The organism is Mycobacterium sp. EPa45 (assembly GCF_001021385.1).
Lineage (GTDB): Bacteria > Actinomycetota > Actinomycetes > Mycobacteriales > Mycobacteriaceae > Mycobacterium.
The window spans coordinates 3175725-3192368 of record NZ_CP011773.1 but is presented as its reverse complement, the minus strand read 5'-3'; the positions used below and the strand labels follow the sequence as shown (position 1 = coordinate 3192368).

Sequence of the window (16644 nt, the reverse complement as noted above, 5' to 3'; positions counted from 1 at the left end):
TCAGTGCGCTCCCGCGATCAACGCCTTGATTGCCTCGTGGGACTCCAGCACGACTCTGGCCCGGTCGGGAGTGCTGTTGGCCTGAGCGCGTTCCGCGTTGCCGCCGGCCACCCAGACTGGCCCGTCCGCCAGATGCGCAAGACCTTCCGCCGCGACCTCGGCGGGCTCGTTGACGAGGATTCCCGGAGCGTCGAAGTTCAGTCCCACGCGTTCCATCGCCGGGGTTCGGGTAACTCCCAGCACCAGTTCCAGGACGTCCACGTTGCATTCCCGGAGTTCCAGCCAGAGGCTCTCGGCGAAGATTCGAGAGAAGGCCTTGGCGCCGGAGTAAACGGTGTGTCGCCACGCTCCCATGTAACCGGATAACGACCCGACGATCATGATGCCGCCGCGGCTCCGGCCGACCATGTGCCGCCCGAAATGCTGGACCATCTCCAGCATCCGGGTCACATTGAGGTCGATGACCTTCTGGAATTCGCTGAGCTTTGTCTCCACAAACAGCTCGTTGCAGGTGCTGGCACCCGCGTTGTAGATCAACAACCCCACGTCGATGTCGGCGGTCTGGTCCGCAATGCGCGAAACAGACTCAGGGTCAAGCAGATCGGCGGCGATCGTTCGGACTTCGACACCGCCTTCGCGACAGCGCTGCGCCGTTTCCTCGAGCGGTCCGGGCTTACGCGCGATCAGCACGAGGTTGACGCCGGCCTCGGCCAGCAAGCGCGCGAATTCGGCACCCACGCCTTCTGACCCCCCGGCAATGACGGCCCATGGGCCATACTTGGTCACATCGAGCATGGTGTTCCTCTCGGTGTTCATCGTTGTGTAGCTCCGGCATCCACCGGCAAGCTGACCGAGGTGATGTAGCGCGCCTCGTCGGAGGCCAGGAACAGGCTGGCATTCGCGACATCCAGCGGATCCACCCACGGCACCGCAAGCAGGTTCATCGTCGTCGCGGAGTCGGCGAACTCGTCCCTGGTCGGGGGCCGATTCAGATCGGGTCGGAACGCACTGCTCACCACGTCGTTCTGGATCATCGGGGTATCGACGTTCGTCGGGTGCACCGTGTTGACCCGAATCCCATGCGGCGCCAGGTCGTGTGCGAGGCTGCGCATCAGACCGACCACACCGTGCTTGGCCGCGGTGTAATGAGCGACGCCGACCAGGCCACGCAGACCGGCGATCGAGCTCACGAGCACCAGCGACCCTCCCCCGCGGTCGATCAGGTGCGGAATCGCGACAGAGCAGGTGTGCCACACCCCGGTGAGGTTGACGTCGAGCATTGTCCGCCAGGTGGTTTCGGCCATGTCGATCGCAAGATCGCGGGAGGTGATGCCCGCGGTTGCGCAGACGATGTCGAGGCCACCGAAGTGGGCGACACCGCGGTCGACACTCGCCCGTAGCGCGTCGAGATCGCGCACATCGACGATGTCGGTGGCGATACGACCACCGTCCTGCTCGACCAGGCGTGCGGTCTCGTCGAGGTCACCCGGTGTGCTGGCGGGCACCCGTACTGACTCGACCGGGCCGCAATTGTCGACCGCGATGATCGCTGCGCCCTCCTGTGTGAAGCGCACCGCCTGGGCGCGACCGATACCCCGTGCGGCGCCGGTGATGAACGCGGTCTTTCCTGCGAGCCGGCCGGTCATGTCGTCTTCTGGGTCAGGCCGGCATCGACGACCAGCTGGGTTCCGGTGATGTACCGGGCCTGATCGGATGCCAGGAAGACGACGGCGTTCGCGACGTCGACGGGTTCGACCCACGGCACGGGAAGGAGGTTACGTGCTGTCAGCACTTCAGCGGCGTCGGCCTCGGTTGGTTCCTCCAGGTCCGGCCGCAGCCGTTTGTATGTCGCCGGGTTTCGCACCATGGGTGTCGCCACCGCCCCCGGGTGCACGGTGTTGACCCGAATACGCCTGGGCCCCAGCTCATTGGCGAGTGTCCGCGCCAATCCGACCACCGCGTGTTTACTGGCCGTGTAGTGAGCAGTGCCTGCGGTACCGCGTAATCCGTTGGTGGAACTGATGATAATCACCGAGCCGCCATCGGGACCGATGTGCGGTACGCCCGCCCGAACCGTGTGCCACACACCGGTGAGGTTGACGTCGATCGTGCGCTGCCATTGCTGCGGGCTGATCTGCCAGGCGGGCGCACCCGGGGTGTGGATGCCGGCGTTGGCCACGACAACGTCGAGGCGCCCCAGCTGTCCGACACCGGCATCGACCGCCGTGGTGACCTCGGCGAGATCGGTGACGTCGGCCGTCCTGGCGACCGCCCGCCGACCCCGCTGCATCACGCGCTGCGCGGTCTCACGCAGGTCCTCGGCCGCCTCGCTGTGATCGAGCATGATGACGTCGGCACCGGCGTCGGCGAACTGTTCACAGTGCACCCGGCCCGTGCCCCGGGCCGCGCCGGTCACCAGAACGACCTTGTCCTTCAAGCCCGATGACATCTACGGTGCCTTGAGCAGGTCGAATCCCTTGTAGCCTGCGTCGGCTACCTCGTTGCATATGTCGAGATACGTCCCGAATCCACCGATGAAGAGCATGAAGCCGCGGGGCTTACCGGGGACGTTGGCACCCATGTACCAGGAGTTGGCTTTGGTGAACAGCGTCGCCTCGGCGCGTTGCGCACACTCTGCGATCCAACTCTCGACGGCCTCGGCAGTCGGTTCGATGGCGTCATAGCCACAGTCGTCGAGGTACTCGATGGCGTCGGCGATCCAATTGATGTGTGCCTCGGCATGCAACACCATGTTGGCCAGAACCGCGGGCGCACCCGGGCCCGACACCAGGAGCAGATTGGGAAAACCGTCGGTCCCCAATCCCAGATAGGTCCGAGGCCCGTCGGCCCAGTCGTCGGTCAACCGCTGACCCGAACGGCCCACGATGTCGATCTTGGCCAGCGCGCCGGTCATCGCGTCGAACCCGGTGGCCAGCACCAGCGCGTCGATATCGAAATGTGTCTCCGCAGTAGCGATACCCGTCTCGTCGATCGACTCGATGGGGGTGTCTCGCACACTGATCAGCGTGACGTTGGGCCGATTGAACGTCTGGAAGTAGTTGGAATCTGTGCAGATTCGCTTGGTGCCGATCGGATGGTCGGTCGGGATGAGCAGATCCGCGACGCCAGGATCATCGATGACGGCGCGGACCTTTTCTTCGTAGAACTTCCGGGCTTCCTCGTTGGCCTCCAACGAGATCATCTGATCGGCGAACGTCTTCGAGAACAGCACACCGCCGAGTTCCCAGCGTTTCTCGAACGCCGTCCTGCGCTCCTCGGGCGTGGCCTCCATCGTCAGCTTCGGATGCGCAACGTGCGGTGAACCGCCGCCACTACGCCACGACATCCGTCGGCGTTCAGTGTAATTGGCTTTGATATCGGCGACCTCGTCGGCGGTCAGTGGCCGATTGCCCGCAGGCACACTGTAATTCGGGGTGCGTTGGAACACGTAAAGCTGGTCGGCCTGCTCGGCGATGATCGGTATGGATTGGACGCCCGAGGACCCGGTGCCGATGACGGCCACGCGCTTGCCGGTGAAATCCACGGGCTCATGCGGCCAGTGCGCCGTGTGGTAGACCTCCCCGCGGAAGCTCTCCAGGCCCGTGAAGTTCGGAGTCAGTGCCGCCGAGAGTGGACCCGTGGCCATGACGACGAAGCGGGCCCGCACGCTCTCGTCAGCGTCAGTGGTGACCGTCCAGTGCAACGGCTCCTCGTCGAGAACCGCATTCGTCACCCTGGTGTTGAAGGTGATGTCCCGGCGCAGATCCAACTTGTCGGCGACCCAATTGATGTAGGCCAGAATCTCGGTCTGAGTGGCGTACTTCTCGGTCCACGTCCACTCCTGTTGTAGCTCGTCGGAGAACGAGTAGCAGTAGTCGACGCTTTCGACGTCGCACCGTGCGCCCGGATAGCGGTTGAAATACCAGGTGCCGCCGACCTCGGGTGCCCCCTCGAACACGCGCACCGACAGCCCCTGCGAGCGAAACTTGTGCAGGGCATACAGGCCGGCGAATCCGGCTCCCACCACGACGACATCGACGTCGGTCTTCGACTCACTGCTCACGCTCCGAACGGTAGGCGCCTGTCGCGCAGCCCACAGACACGCTTCCCGGTGAACGGACGCCCGAATACCACGTCCCGACCAACCGGACACAATGGGCGCCCATGACCGACCTCGCAAGCGGCGCGGGCGATTTCGACGACCCTGATACCGCGACCGCTCATGTCGACCTCTACGGGATAAAGCACCGGGTGCGCTGGCCGCGAGACGCCACCCTGGTCGACACCCTGATCGCCGCCGGCCTCGACGTGCCGTACTCCTGTAAAGAGGGTCACTGCGGGTCGTGTGCGGCGACCGTGGTGAACGGACAGGTCGACATGGCCGTTTGCGACATCCTGCAGGCTGAGGACCTTGCCGAGGGCGTGATCCTCAGCTGTCAGGCCAGACCACTCACCGACGACGTCCACATCGAATTCTGACTGTGGCCCGCGCCGGCTTTCCGCTGACCGGGAATCCTCACCGCCACCGTCGCAGCAGCGGTACACGATCAGCCTCAGCCGAGCGAGATAGGAACAGATCATGACCGAGCGGGTAATCGACCGGGTGCGGCGAAACGCCGAGCAGCTCCGCGATCAGGGCGTCGAGGCCGAGAGAATCGGCAAGCTCACCGACGAGACCGTCAAGCTGATGAAATCGGCGGGCAATATCCGGCTGCTGCAGCCGAAGTCGCACGGCGGCTTGGAAGTTCATCCACGTGAGTTCGCCGAGACCGTCATGGCCACCGCTGCGCTCGATCCGTCCGCCGGTTGGATCAACGGTGTGGTGGGTGTGCACCCCTATCAGCTGGCGTACGCCGATCCGAGGGTTGCCGTTGAGATCTGGGCTGACGACGTCGATACCTGGGTCGCCTCGCCTTACGCACCGCAGGGCGTGGCCACGCCGGTGGACGGCGGTTACCTCTTCAACGGCCGGTGGCAGTTCAGCTCCGGCACCGACCACTGTGACTGGATCTTCCTCGGCGCGATGCTCGGCGACGCCGACGGCAAGCCGATCATGCCGCCGCAGATGCTCCACATGATCCTGCCGCGCAAAGACTACGAGATCGTCGACGACTCATGGAATGTCGTGGGGCTGCGCGGTACCGGCTCCAAAGACGTCATCGTCAAGGACGCATTCGTGCCGGCCTACCGCACCATGGATGCGACGAAGGTGATGGACGGCACGGCTCAGCGCGAGGCGGGCATGACCGACACTCTCTACCTCATGCCATGGTCGACGATGTTCCCCCTCGGCATCAGTGCGGCGACCATCGGCATCGCCGAAGGCGCCCTTGCCGCCGCGCTGGATTATCAGCGAGAGCGGGTCAATGCCAGCGGGGTGGCGGTGAAGGACGACCCGTACGTCATGTACGCCATTGGTGAGGCCGCCGCCGACATCAATGCCGCCCGGCAGGAACTGCTCGCCAATGCCGACCGCATCTACGACATCGTCGACTCCGGACACGAGGTGTCCTTCGAGGACCGGGCCGCCGGACGGCGCACCCAGGTGCGCGCGGTATGGCGCGCGGTCTCCGCGGTCGACGAGATCTTCGCGCGCTGTGGCGGCAATGCGGCCCGGATGGACAAACCGCTGCAACGTTATTGGCGCGACGTACATGTCGGCCAGGCCCACGCCATCCATGTGCCGGGAACCATCTACCACGCGGCGGCGCTCAGTTCGCTGGGCGTCGATCCGCAGGGCCCGCTGCGAGCGATGATCTGAGGAGGAGCGCATGAGTCTGATCAAAGGTCTGGGCTATGTCACCGTCGCGGCCGCCGATATCGGTCGCTGGCGCCACTTCGCCTTCGACGTACTTGGTTTCGCCGAGGGGAAGGGTCCCGACGACACCGCTCTGTACCTTCGCATGGACGAACGCGCCGCCCGGATCGTCGTCGTCCCGGGCGACGTGGACAAAATCCGCACGGTCGGATGGGAGGTACGCGACCACGCCGACCTCGAGCGGGTGAAGGCCGCACTCGACACTGCCGGTATCCCGTTCAAGCAGCTGTCCCTCGATGAGGCAGACGCCAGACGGGTGGAGGAGGTCATCGCATTCGACGATCCGGCGGGCACGTCATTGGAGGTGTTCCACGGGGCGGTACTCGACCATTCCCCCGTCGTCACACCGTTCGGTGCTCGGTTCGTCACCGGCGCCCAGGGACTCGGACACGTCGTCCTGCCCGCGCTGGACGTGAACGGGCTCTTCGACTTCTACACCGAGGTACTCGGTTTCGTGTCGCGCGGTGCGTTCCGGGTGCCGGTACCGCCCGAATTCGGTCCGCTGCGTGTGCGGTTCATGGGCGTCAATCAGCGTCATCACAGTCTCGCGATCTGCCCGGCGCAGACACTGCGCGATCCGGGTCTCATCCACCTCATGGTCGAGGTCGATTCCCTCGACGCCGTCGGGCAGGCACTTGATCGCGTCAACGCGCACGGGTATCCGCTGTCGTCGACACTGGGCCGGCACACGAACGACAAAATGGTGTCGTTTTATGTACGCGCGCCGGGTGATTGGGATATTGAATTCGGAACTGCGGGCATGCTGGTCGACGAAAGCGACTACACCGCAGAAGAGATAACCGCCGACAGTTATTGGGGGCACCAGTGGGTATCGGATCTTCCGGCGGCGATGCGGCCATGACACCGACCGAGGATGACGTCACCGGAGTCCCGGCGTCGTCGATCGAGAGTTGGGACCACGAGGCCGACGTGGTCATCGTCGGCTACGGCATCGCGGGTGCCGCGGCTGCGGTCGAAGCGGCGCGCGGGGGTGCCGATGTCCTGGTGCTCGAACGCACCGGGTCGTGGGGTGGTGCCGCGGCGATGGCAGGCGGTTTCATCTACCTCGGGGGCGGCACACCGATCCAGAAAGCCTGCGGCTTCGACGATTCGCCGCAAAACATGGCGGCGTTCCTCAATGTGGCGATGGGGCCGGGCGCCGATGAGGCCCGTATCGCGGATTACTGCGAGGGCAGTCTTGACCACTTCGACTGGCTCACCGATTGCGGCGTGCCGTTCAAACCGGAATTCTGGGGCGAGCCGGGCTGGGAGCCACCCGGCGACCAGGGCCTGATGTTCACCGGCGGGGAGAACGCCTACCCGTTCAACACGATCGCCGAACCCGCTCCGCGCGGGCACATCCCGCAGATGGCCGGGAAAGTCGCCGGTGAGAAGAGCGGTGGTTTCATGTTGATGAAGCCGCTGGTCGAGACCGCGACGTCGCTCGGTGTGAGAGCCGTTTATGACGTCCGAGCGCGGGCGCTCATCGTCGAGTCCGACGGCCGGGTGGCGGGCGTGCTGGCGCGACAGTACGGCGAGACGGTGCGGGTGCGCGCCCGGCGCGGGGTCATGCTGGCCGCGGGCAGCTTCGCCTACAGCGAGTCGATGGTCAAGCAATTCGCCCCGGCAATCGCGGGGCGCCCCGCGGCGTCGATTGAACAACACGACGGTCGTGCCATCCGCATGGCACAGGCCCTCGGCGCAGACCTCGCACACATGGACGCCACCGAGGTGGCGTTCCTGATCGATCCGCAACAGACCGTGCGCGGTGTTCTCGTCAACGGCCTCGGCCAGCGATATGTCCCCGAGGACATGTACTCCGGCCGGATCGGTCAGCTGACGCTGTACCGGCAGGAGGACACCGCCTACCTGATCATCGACAGCGACGCTCAGGATGACGCGATGGCGGCGACCTCAGCCACCCCCTTTCTCAAAAGACCCGCGACATGGGTATGCGAAACAATCGCCGAGCTGGAGGCAGAGATCGGACTGCCCGTCGGCTCGCTGCAGACCACGATCAGCACCTACAACGACGCGGCCGCCCGCGGCGAGGATCCGTTGCTGCACAAGAAGCCGGAGTGGATCAAACCCGTCGGCACCCCGGTCGGTGCGATCGACCTGCGGGCCAGCTGCGGCGGGTTCACCCTCGGCGGCTTGATGACCTCATTGGACGGCGAAGTGCTCCACGTCAGCGGCAACCCGATCCCGGGGCTCTTCGCGGCGGGCCGCTGCACAGCAGGACTGGCGGCCTGGGGGTACGCCAGCGGCGTCTCGCTCGGCGACGGCAGCTTCTACGGCCGCCGAGCCGGTCGCGCTGCCGCAAAGGCCTGACGACCGCCTCCGCATGTTTCGTGTGACAGCGCCCACACCGCCGTGCTACAACTATATGACTAATAGTCATATGCCTGGTTGGCATGCTGTAGCTAGGAGGCCCTCATGACAATGGCTGTCGAGAAGGCGGGCGAGACGCCGAGTGCCGTCATCGACCGGATTTCGCTGGTCCTGGATGCATTCGACGGGCCGGGGCGGCTGACTCTGGCCCAGATCGTGCGACGCACGGGACTTCCGCGGTCGTCGGCACACCGGATGCTCGAGCGCCTCGTCGCACTGCGGTGGCTGAGGCGGGAGGGCCGCGACTACGAACTGGGCATGCGCCTGGTCGAACTGGGATCACTCGCGCTGCATCAGGACCGGATCCATCGGGCCGCCATCCCCGTGCTGCGCGACCTGCACCGGGCGACCGGGCTGGTGGTGCACCTGGCCGTCCTCGACGGCTCCGACGTGGTGTACCTGGAGAAGATCGGTGACCAGCTGGGCGCCGCGGTCCCCACGCGCGTCGGTGGGCGTCAGCCGGCGCACTGCACGGCCGTCGGCAAAGCGATCCTGGCGGAGAACGGCATCACCGACGTCGACCTGTCCGGCCGCAAGACACGATTCTCGATCGCGTCGGCCCCCCAACTGGCTGCCGAGCTGGCCAGGGTCCGCGCGCACGGCGTTGCCTTCGAACGTGAAGAATCACTGCCGGGCTTCGGTTGCGTGGCCGCCCCCATCGGCCCCGCCGGACGAGCCGTCGCAGCGGTCTCGGTGTGCGGGCCGATGAATCGGATGGCGTTCGACAATCGTCTGGTGGCACCGGTGAGAATGACAGCCATGGCTATCTGGCGCAGTGCCGAAGACGGTCCCGAGCGAGTCGCGCCCACCCTGCAACCGCTTCGCCCGCTGCGCGGTGGTCCTGTTCCACGCACCCTTCAGCCGGCGTGACGCTCGACCCCCAGATCGCCGATCTGATCGAGACTCTCGATTCCGGCTTCCCGCCGGTGCACACGATGACCGGAGCGCAGGCCCGTGCCACGATCCGCTCCCGCTTCGTCGCGAACCCGAACCCCGAACCGGTTGCCCGCGTAGCCGACCATCAGGTCGCTGTCAGTGGTGGCACGGTCGGGGTCCGGGTGTATCGGCCCAGCGCCGACGAGCCCCTGCCGGTACTGGTGTACGCACACGGCGGCGGGTTCGTGTTCTGTGACCTCGACAGCCATGACGGCCTGTGCCGCAATTTCGCCAATCTCATTCCCGCCGTGATGGTTTCGGTCGACTATCGGCTCGCACCCGAGCATCGCTGGCCGACCGCGGCCGAAGATGTCCTTGCTGTCACCGAGTGGGCAGCCGCGCATGCTTCCGAGTTGGGTGGCGATGCCACCAGGATTGCCGTCGGAGGCGACAGCGCGGGCGGGAATCTCGCGGCGGTCACCGCATTGATGGCGCGCGACCGCGGCGGTCCCGCCATCGCCGCGCAGCTGTTGGTGTACCCGGTGATCGACGCCGACTTCGACACCGAGTCGTACCAGCGGTTCGGCCGCGGCTACTACAATCCCCGCCCTGCGCTGCAATGGTATTGGGATCAGTACGTTCCGGACTTTGGCGATCGACGGCATCCGTACGCCGCACCTCTGCACGCAGATCTAAGTGGGCTGCCGCCCGCGGTCGTCGTCATCGCCGGTCATGATCCGCTGCGCGACGAGGGCATCGCCTATGCCGACGCCCTGACCGCGGCCGGGGTATCCACCACCCGCTGCACTTTCGACGGGGGAATCCACGGTTTCATGACGATGCCCATGCTCGACCTCGCCCGCACCGCGCGCCGCGACGCCAGCCGCTCGCTCGCTGAGTTGCTTCATGGCTGAGGTGTTCGTCGTCGACCGGGTGGTGACCGCGCCGGGCTGCGCGCAGGCCTTCATCGACGCCTATCTGTCCGGCTACGCTCCCGGGGCCCGCGAGCGTGGAATGGAACTACGCGATGTGCTGGTGAGCCCGCCGATCTGGTTCGACGACCGTCCCAACGTCGTGACGATCACCTGGTCGCTGCCGAGCCCCCAGGCATGGTGGCAGATGACCTGGCAGGGACGGCCAGACCCGACGATTGCCCACTGGTGGACCGACATCTCAGACCTTGTACTCGAACGCAACCGCAGCGTCGCGAGTCGCGCCGATGACGTGGAAAGCACCAATTTTCAGGCTGACTTGCCGCCCGATGTCACCACCGTCGGTGTGACCAGATTGCTCGACGTCGTGGAGTCCGAACGGGAGCGGGTTCTGGACGGGCTGCGGAAGGCGGCCGACGCCGCGCAACCATTGCGGTGGTTGGTTCAACCGACGTTGCCAGGGTCCCGCAACGGCGGTGACATCCTGGTGCACATGCGGTTCTCAGACGAGAAGACCGGAGCCGAAACCGAATTCGACATAACACTGGATCACCCCGCGATCACGCGCGTCAATGGTGCCACCTACCGCGGAACATCGCGGCGTCGCGGCAACGGCACGGTGTACCGGACGCTGCTGTTGCGCGTGCCGCCGGACGTACCCGCTGACGACGTCTTGTCATTCGAGCAGGAACTGGCGATGATGCCGCGCTATGTACCGACGATCCAGGCCTGGCAGCTGAGCCGAGTCGTGCAAGCAGTCGGTACGACCCAGTGGACCCATGTGTTCGAGCAGGAATTCACCGATGTCGACGGTTTGATCGGCCCGTACCTGATGCACCCCGTCCACTGGGCTGTGGTCGACCGCTGGTTCGATCCGGAGACGACCGACATGATCGTCCGAGATCGGGTGTGTCACAGCTTTTGCGACACGAGGACACCGGTCCTCTAGAGTCCCGCAGGGCGGATATTCGGGTTCGCCATCGCCGGCGGCTCGAGGGCCGGCAACACGGTGATCCCGTCCAGCGAATGCACCGGCAGATTCTGTGACCACGGGTAGTGCAAGCTGAACGCCACCAGACCCGTTCGTTGTTCGGCCGGCAGATGACACATGGCCAAGACCGTCTCGGCCAGGTATTCCACTGGCTCGGTTGGGAAATCGTCCGGTATGAGTGACGCAGCGCCGGGAGTGCGCACCGCCGACGACGGTCCGACACAATTGACCGCGATGTTGGCGTCGAGCAGTTCGGCGGCGACACCTTGAGTGAAGCGGTGCAGCGCAGCCTTACATGACGCATAGATCACGTCGCCCGCGGTCATGTTGTAGTCGCGATAGGGACGAACCGGTGCAACACCGGTGACTGAGCCGACGTTCACGATCCAGCCGGCACCCTGCCGCCGCATATGCGGCACTGCAGCTTTCGTCAACACGAAGGGGGTTCTCAAATAGTGCTCGACGGTTCGATCGAATGTCTCGATGGACATCTTCTCGACAACCGAATAGTCCGCGTAGCCGGCATTGTTGACCACGACGTCGATCCGACCGGTGCGTTGCACCACGGCGTCCACCAGGCCGTCTCGCGCAGCCGGATCGTCGAGGTCAGCTGCGAGTCCGAAAGCCTCGCCGCCCGATTGTTGAATGAGCGCGATCGTTTCCTCGATGGTGCCGGGCAACGCCGCGCTGACCCCCGCGCGCACCGACGGCGAAGGCTCGAAAGCGCGGGCGGTGACGGCGACAGTTGCGCCTTCCGCGGCCAACCGCTGCGCGATCGCCCGGCCGATCCCGCGACTGCTTCCCGTCACCAATGCCGTTCTCCCGGCCAGGAGTTGAGTCATTGCAGGATGAAATCGTCTTCGATGGGAGCCCGGTGCTGGTGCCACAGGTCGACCAGCCGGTACGGGGTGGCCACGACGACCCTGCCGGACCCTGATCGGTAGTACGTGTGAGCGTTCGGGGTGTGACACCATACGGTGCGCTGCATCGCCGCTTCGATCTCGGCGACGTAGTCATCGAACGCCCGCTGGGTCACCTCGATGGTGCGCGCATCGCGCAACGCCATGAGTTGCAGGCATTCCACGATGTAGTGCGCCAGCACTTCCATCGAGAAATTGGCGCCAGCACCATGGCCTGGGCTGTAGTTCGGCGCCGAGGTGATGAACAGGTTGGGGAATCCCGGTACGGTGCCACCGCGGTACGCACGCGGGCTCATCCCCCACTCCCCCGCGAGGGTCTTGCCATCGCGGCCGCGGATATCGACAGTCGACAGGAAGTCCAAGTGATATCCGGTGGCGTAGACGATGACGTCGAGGTCGATCTGGCGGCCGTCGGCGGTGAGAATGCCGTCGGCGTTCACCTCGGCGGGTTCACTGGCCTCGACGTCGACATGGTCGCGCGTCAGCGCGGCGTAATAGCCGCCCGGGTCGCGGATGATGCGCTTGCCATACGGCGCGAAATCCGGGGTGACCTTTCGCGCCAATTCCGTTCCGGCACCGAAAGTGCGGTCGATGTAGTCCAGACACATCTGCAGCAACACGTCGTTGGCCGGTGAGATCGACAGATGATCCCGCGCCCACTCGGGGTCTTGCAGAATGACCGGATAGTTGTTGTCGGCCGTGCCCCAGTAGGACTTGAGCCGGTGCCACATCGCATAGAAGGGCAGCACCCGTCCCAGATAGCGACGATGCTCGGGCACCTCGTCGGAGAGCCGCTTACGCGGGGCCACCCAGTGTGGTTGGCGTTGGAAGACGGTGAGATGTTCGACGTCGTCGACACAGGCGTCCACGATCTGCACGGCAGTGCAGCCCGCACCGATCACGGCCACCTTCTTGCCGGCAAGATCCACGGCCGGGTCCCACTGCGCCGAGTGGATACTGATGCCGCCGAACGTGTCTCGTCCCTTCACATCCGGGAAGCGCGGCCGGTTGAGGTAGCCGGCCGCGGTGACGACGACGCTGGCATAGTCGACGCTCCGGGTGCCGTCGGCGGCGCAAGAATGGATCTGCCACTGCTGGCGCTGCTCGTCCCACCACAGCGCTTCCACTTCGGTGCCGAATCGGATGTGACGGCGAAGATCGTGTTTGTCAGCCAACGCCACCAGGTACGCCTGGTACTCCGCGCCTTGCGGATAGTAGTTCGACCAGTTGGGGTTCACCTCCCGGGACAGCGAGTAGTAGGCCGAGGGCGTATCCACGCCGATTCCCGGATAGGTCGTCGTAAGCCAGGTTCCACCGACTTCGTCATTGCGGTCATAGATTTGGAAGTGCACGCCTTCCTCCGCCGCGGCCAGAGCGACTGCGATGCCGGCAAGGCCCGCGCCGATGATCGCCATCGAGGTGGTCGACGGGATCGGGGCGGTGCGTGGCAGTGTCGGCTGTGAGGGCCGAAAGCCACCCTGCTCGAGAAGCAGGTCGACGTGTTCGTCGTCGACGTCGGCGCCCAATGCGATGGGCAGGAGCTTGATGAACAGTTCACGATCGGCGGCGTCGGCCAACCCGGCGGGCTGGGATCTGCCGAGTGCGGCGATGATGTCGTCAGCCAGTGCGTAAATCGTGTCCGGATCGGTCGTCCCTCGACGTTCCGGCGGGTCGGGAACGTGGTCGATCTTTGCGGCATACCGGTCGATCACCGATGGGTCACCCGTCATCTGCGTCAAGACGGCGACCAGAACGCCGGGGTCGGCCTGCTGCAAGTGTTCGCGCAGCGTCTGCGTATCGACTTCTGCGCTCAGCGCAACGGCAGATCGTCCAATGCTCATGGCATCCGAGTATCGGAGAGTCGGACACCGCCGGCGGCCCTGTTGTCTACTCAGCGGGAGGCCGGGCCGCGCCGCCCGGTCCCCGACCTAGAGTCCGGTCATGCATCGCATGCACTACGACGACGATCACCTGGCCTTCGGCGATCTGGCGGGCGACTTCGCCGCGAAGGCGATCGCTCCCCATATCGAATCCTGGGAGGATGCCGGTATCGCCCCTCGCGACGTCTTCGCCGCCGCAGGGACGATCGGTCTCCTCGGGTTCGCCGCGCCCGAACAGTACGGTGGCCTGGGGGTCAACGACTTCCGCTACAACCAGATCCTCATCGAGCGGTGCATGGCAGCCCACGCAGGCAACGTCGGTTTGAGCTTCGCGGTGCACAATGACATCTGCCTGCCCTACCTCGCCGAAATCTCCGACGAAGCCCAGCGACACCGGTGGTTACCCGGTTTCGTCCGAGGAGACCTGATCGCCGCGATAGCGATGACCGAACCTGGCGCGGGTTCCGATGTCGCCGCGATTCGCACCAGTGGTGTCGATGCCGGCGATCACTTCGTCGTCAACGGCGCCAAGACGTTCATCACGAACGGACAGAACGCGGACCTGGTGATCACTGCTGTGCGCACGTCGCCGGATCGCCACAGCGGCCTGACGTTGATGGTCATCGAGCGCGGCATGCCCGGATTCGAACGCGGGCGAAACCTGGACAAGCTCGGACTCCATTGCCAGGACACCTCGGAGCTGTCCTTCACCGACGTCGCGGTACCCAAAGCTAACGTGCTCGGTGAGGTGGGCCGCGGGTTCGAGTACCTGATGCGGAACCTGCCCCAGGAACGCATGCAGATCGCGGTGGGCAGTCTCGGGCGCGCCCGGGCGGCGCTGCAGTGGACGATCGAGCACGTTCGCGAGCGTGTCGCGTTCGGAAAACCCATCGGGGCATTGCAGAACACGCGCTTCGCGCTGGCGGACGCCGCGACCGAGGTCGACGTTGCGGAGTCGTTCGTCGACCGCTGCGTCGTCGAACTCAACGCGGGTCGGCTCACTCCTGCCGATGCCGCGAAGGCCAAGCTGTGGGCGACTGAGATGGAATTCCGGGTGCTCGACAGCTGTCAGCAGCTGTTCGGAGGCTACGGCTATATGCGCGAATATCCCATCGCCCGCGCCGCTGTCGACGCCCGCGTCACCAGGGTGTACGGCGGCACGTCGGAAATCATGCGGGAGATCATCGGGCGCGACCTTGCCCTGGATCCGACACGAGAGAAGGCCTCGGCGTGAGCCCGGACGATCTCGTCCGCGTCGCACGCGGTCATGGATTGGGAGACATTCCGCGGCGCTCGGCCCGCCGTTACCCGGACAAAGTCGCAATCGTCGACGGTGAGGTGACCTTGACCTTCGCCGAGTTCGACGATCTCGTCGACCGGGCCGCGGCAGCATTGAGTGACAACGGGTTCGGCCCCGCTGATCGGGTGGCGTTGCTGGCGCGCAACTGCTGGCAGTACGCGGTGCTCGCGTTCGCCACCGCCCGCGCTGCAGTTGTTCTCGTGCCGCTGAATTTCATGCTCACCGCCGAGGAAATCGCCTACATCCTGGACCACTGTGGCGCAACAGGTTTCATCGTCGACGCAGATCTCGCCGGCGTGGCGCAGGACGCGATGCACCGCGGTGGGAGGGTCTCGACGCGGATCGCGATCACCGCGCCGGGATCGCCGGCGCCACCGGGATGGCTCGATTTCGCGCAGAGCCTGACCACGACGTCATCCCCGCCGAGGCCGCAGGTCGACGATGACCAACTGCTGCGCGTCATGTACACCAGCGGCACCGAGTCCAGACCCAAGGGGGTCATGCACACCAGCCGCAGTCTGGTGTGGCAGTACGTCAGTTCCATCACGGCGGGCTCCATGAGCGCCGAGGACATCGAGATTCATTCCCTGCCGCTCTATCACTGTGCGCAGCTGGACAACTTCCTGGCGACTGATCTGTACCTGGGCGCGACGAGCATCATCCTGCCGCGCCCGGAGCCAGAGCTGGTGTTGCGCACCATCGAGCGCTACTCGGTGACCAACTATTTCGCCCCTCCGACAGTCTGGATCAGCCTGCTGCGCAGCCCGGTGTTCGATCGAGTGGACCTGTCGAGCTTGCGTAAAGGCTATTACGGCGCATCGGCGATGCCGACGGAGATTCTGCACGAGATCAGGCATCGTCTGCCCAACCTCCAGCTCTGGAACTTCTACGGGCAGACCGAAATCGCGCCGCTTGCTTCGGCGCTGGGCCCGCAAGACCAAGAAGCCCATGCAGGTGCCGCGGGGCGTCCGGTGCTCAATGTCGAAACCGCCATCCTCGACGACGCCGATACGCCCGTTGCCGCCGGAACCGTCGGCGAGATCGCCCATCGCAGTCCGCATCTCATGCTCGGATACCTCGATGACCCGCTCAAGACCGCCGAAGCATTCCGTGGCGGCTGGTTCCACTCCGGCGATCTGGGTTTCTATGACGACAGTGGATTCCTCCACGTCGTGGACCGGAAGAAGGACATGATCAAGACGGGTGGGGAGAACGTCGCCAGCCGCGAGGTCGAGGACATCCTGTATTTGCACAACGGCATCGAGGAGGTCGCCGTTTTCGGGCTGGCACATCCGGTATGGGTTGAAGCCGTGGTGGCCGCCGTGGTTCCCCGCACCGGCACGTACCTGACCGAGGACGAGGTCCTCGCCCACTGCCGGCGCCACCTCGCCGGGTTCAAGACTCCCAAGCACATCTTCTTCGTCGACGAGCTGCCGAAGAACCCGAGCGGCAAGCTCCTCAAACGCGACCTCCGGCAGCGGTTCAGCCTACCGGTGTGACGGCGGCTGGCCGGTGTTCCACTCAACGGGCGGGACC

15 protein-coding genes and 1 pseudogene are annotated in these 16644 nt (G+C 65.3%); 10 read left to right on the top strand and 6 right to left on the bottom strand.

The window, feature by feature from the left end:
* The 4 genes from AB431_RS15205 to AB431_RS15190 are packed head-to-tail and all read right to left on the bottom strand — an operon-like array spanning window position 1 to window position 4024.
* Window positions 1–795, bottom strand: coding sequence for an SDR family oxidoreductase (locus AB431_RS15205; RefSeq protein WP_047333448.1), 795 nt, complete (start codon window positions 793–795; stop codon window positions 1–3).
* Between the two features lie 17 nt (window positions 796–812).
* A complete protein-coding gene (locus AB431_RS15200; protein WP_047330631.1) occupies window positions 813–1646 on the bottom strand; it encodes a mycofactocin-coupled SDR family oxidoreductase in 834 nt (277 codons plus the stop codon).
* A complete protein-coding gene (locus AB431_RS15195) occupies window positions 1643–2449 on the bottom strand; it encodes a mycofactocin-coupled SDR family oxidoreductase (protein ID WP_047330630.1) in 807 nt (268 codons plus the stop codon). Before AB431_RS15195 ends, AB431_RS15200 begins: the two co-directional genes overlap by 4 nt.
* Window positions 2450–4024, bottom strand: a complete 1575-nt coding sequence (locus AB431_RS15190; protein ID WP_082135900.1) for an NAD(P)/FAD-dependent oxidoreductase — start codon at window positions 4022–4024, stop codon at window positions 2450–2452.
* A 140-nt stretch (window positions 4025–4164) separates the two neighbouring features.
* On the opposite strand from AB431_RS15190, the gene AB431_RS15185 reads away from it, so the two are divergent.
* The 8 genes and pseudogenes from AB431_RS15185 (at window position 4165) to AB431_RS31575 (ending at window position 10966) form a co-directional block, all read left to right on the top strand.
* Entirely contained in the window at window positions 4165–4479 is a 315-nt protein-coding gene (locus AB431_RS15185) for a 2Fe-2S iron-sulfur cluster binding domain-containing protein (RefSeq protein WP_047330628.1), read from the top strand.
* A gap of 100 nt (window positions 4480–4579) precedes the next feature.
* On the top strand, window positions 4580–5761 hold the full coding sequence (locus tag AB431_RS15180) for an acyl-CoA dehydrogenase family protein (protein WP_047330627.1): 1182 nt from the start codon (window positions 4580–4582) through the stop codon (window positions 5759–5761).
* Window positions 5762–5771: 10 nt separating this feature from the next.
* Window positions 5772–6680, top strand: a complete 909-nt coding sequence (bphC, locus tag AB431_RS15175) for a biphenyl-2,3-diol 1,2-dioxygenase (protein WP_047330626.1) — start codon at window positions 5772–5774, stop codon at window positions 6678–6680.
* The gene (locus AB431_RS15170) at window positions 6677–8149 is read left to right on the top strand and encodes an FAD-dependent oxidoreductase (protein ID WP_047333447.1); all 1473 of its coding nucleotides are present in this window, start codon (window positions 6677–6679) and stop codon (window positions 8147–8149) included. The genes bphC and AB431_RS15170 overlap by 4 nt, the downstream gene beginning before the upstream one ends.
* A 105-nt stretch (window positions 8150–8254) precedes the next feature.
* A complete protein-coding gene (locus AB431_RS15165) occupies window positions 8255–9079 on the top strand; it encodes an IclR family transcriptional regulator (RefSeq protein ID WP_047330625.1) in 825 nt (274 codons plus the stop codon).
* On the top strand, window positions 9076–9999 hold the full coding sequence (locus tag AB431_RS15160) for an alpha/beta hydrolase (protein ID WP_047330624.1): 924 nt from the start codon (window positions 9076–9078) through the stop codon (window positions 9997–9999). Before AB431_RS15165 ends, AB431_RS15160 begins: the two co-directional genes overlap by 4 nt.
* A pseudogene (locus tag AB431_RS31580) lies at window positions 9992–10315 on the top strand (Dabb family protein); the annotation flags it as partial. The gene AB431_RS15160 and the pseudogene AB431_RS31580, both read left to right, overlap by 8 nt.
* A gap of 48 nt (window positions 10316–10363) precedes the next feature.
* On the top strand, window positions 10364–10966 hold the full coding sequence (locus tag AB431_RS31575) for a Dabb family protein (RefSeq protein ID WP_047333446.1): 603 nt from the start codon (window positions 10364–10366) through the stop codon (window positions 10964–10966).
* On the opposite strand, the gene AB431_RS15150 is transcribed toward AB431_RS31575, so the two are convergent.
* Together AB431_RS15150 and AB431_RS15145 are read right to left on the bottom strand one after the other, a co-directional pair.
* The gene (locus AB431_RS15150; RefSeq protein ID WP_047330623.1) at window positions 10963–11850 is read right to left on the bottom strand and encodes an SDR family NAD(P)-dependent oxidoreductase; all 888 of its coding nucleotides are present in this window, start codon (window positions 11848–11850) and stop codon (window positions 10963–10965) included. The genes AB431_RS31575 and AB431_RS15150 overlap by 4 nt on opposite strands.
* Window positions 11847–13769 carry an NAD(P)/FAD-dependent oxidoreductase gene (locus AB431_RS15145; RefSeq protein ID WP_047330622.1) on the bottom strand — a complete coding sequence of 641 codons (1923 nt, stop codon included), beginning with the start codon at window positions 13767–13769 and terminating at the stop codon, window positions 11847–11849. Before AB431_RS15145 ends, AB431_RS15150 begins: the two co-directional genes overlap by 4 nt.
* Before the next feature lie 100 nt (window positions 13770–13869).
* Between AB431_RS15145 and AB431_RS15140 the strand changes: the two genes are divergently transcribed.
* Window positions 13870–15042, top strand: a complete 1173-nt coding sequence (locus tag AB431_RS15140) for an acyl-CoA dehydrogenase family protein (RefSeq protein WP_047330621.1) — start codon at window positions 13870–13872, stop codon at window positions 15040–15042.
* Complete coding sequence (locus AB431_RS15135; protein WP_047330620.1) at window positions 15039–16607, top strand: acyl-CoA synthetase; 1569 nt, start codon at window positions 15039–15041, stop codon at window positions 16605–16607. The genes AB431_RS15140 and AB431_RS15135 overlap by 4 nt, the downstream gene beginning before the upstream one ends.
* Window positions 16608–16644: the final 37 nt, after the last annotated feature.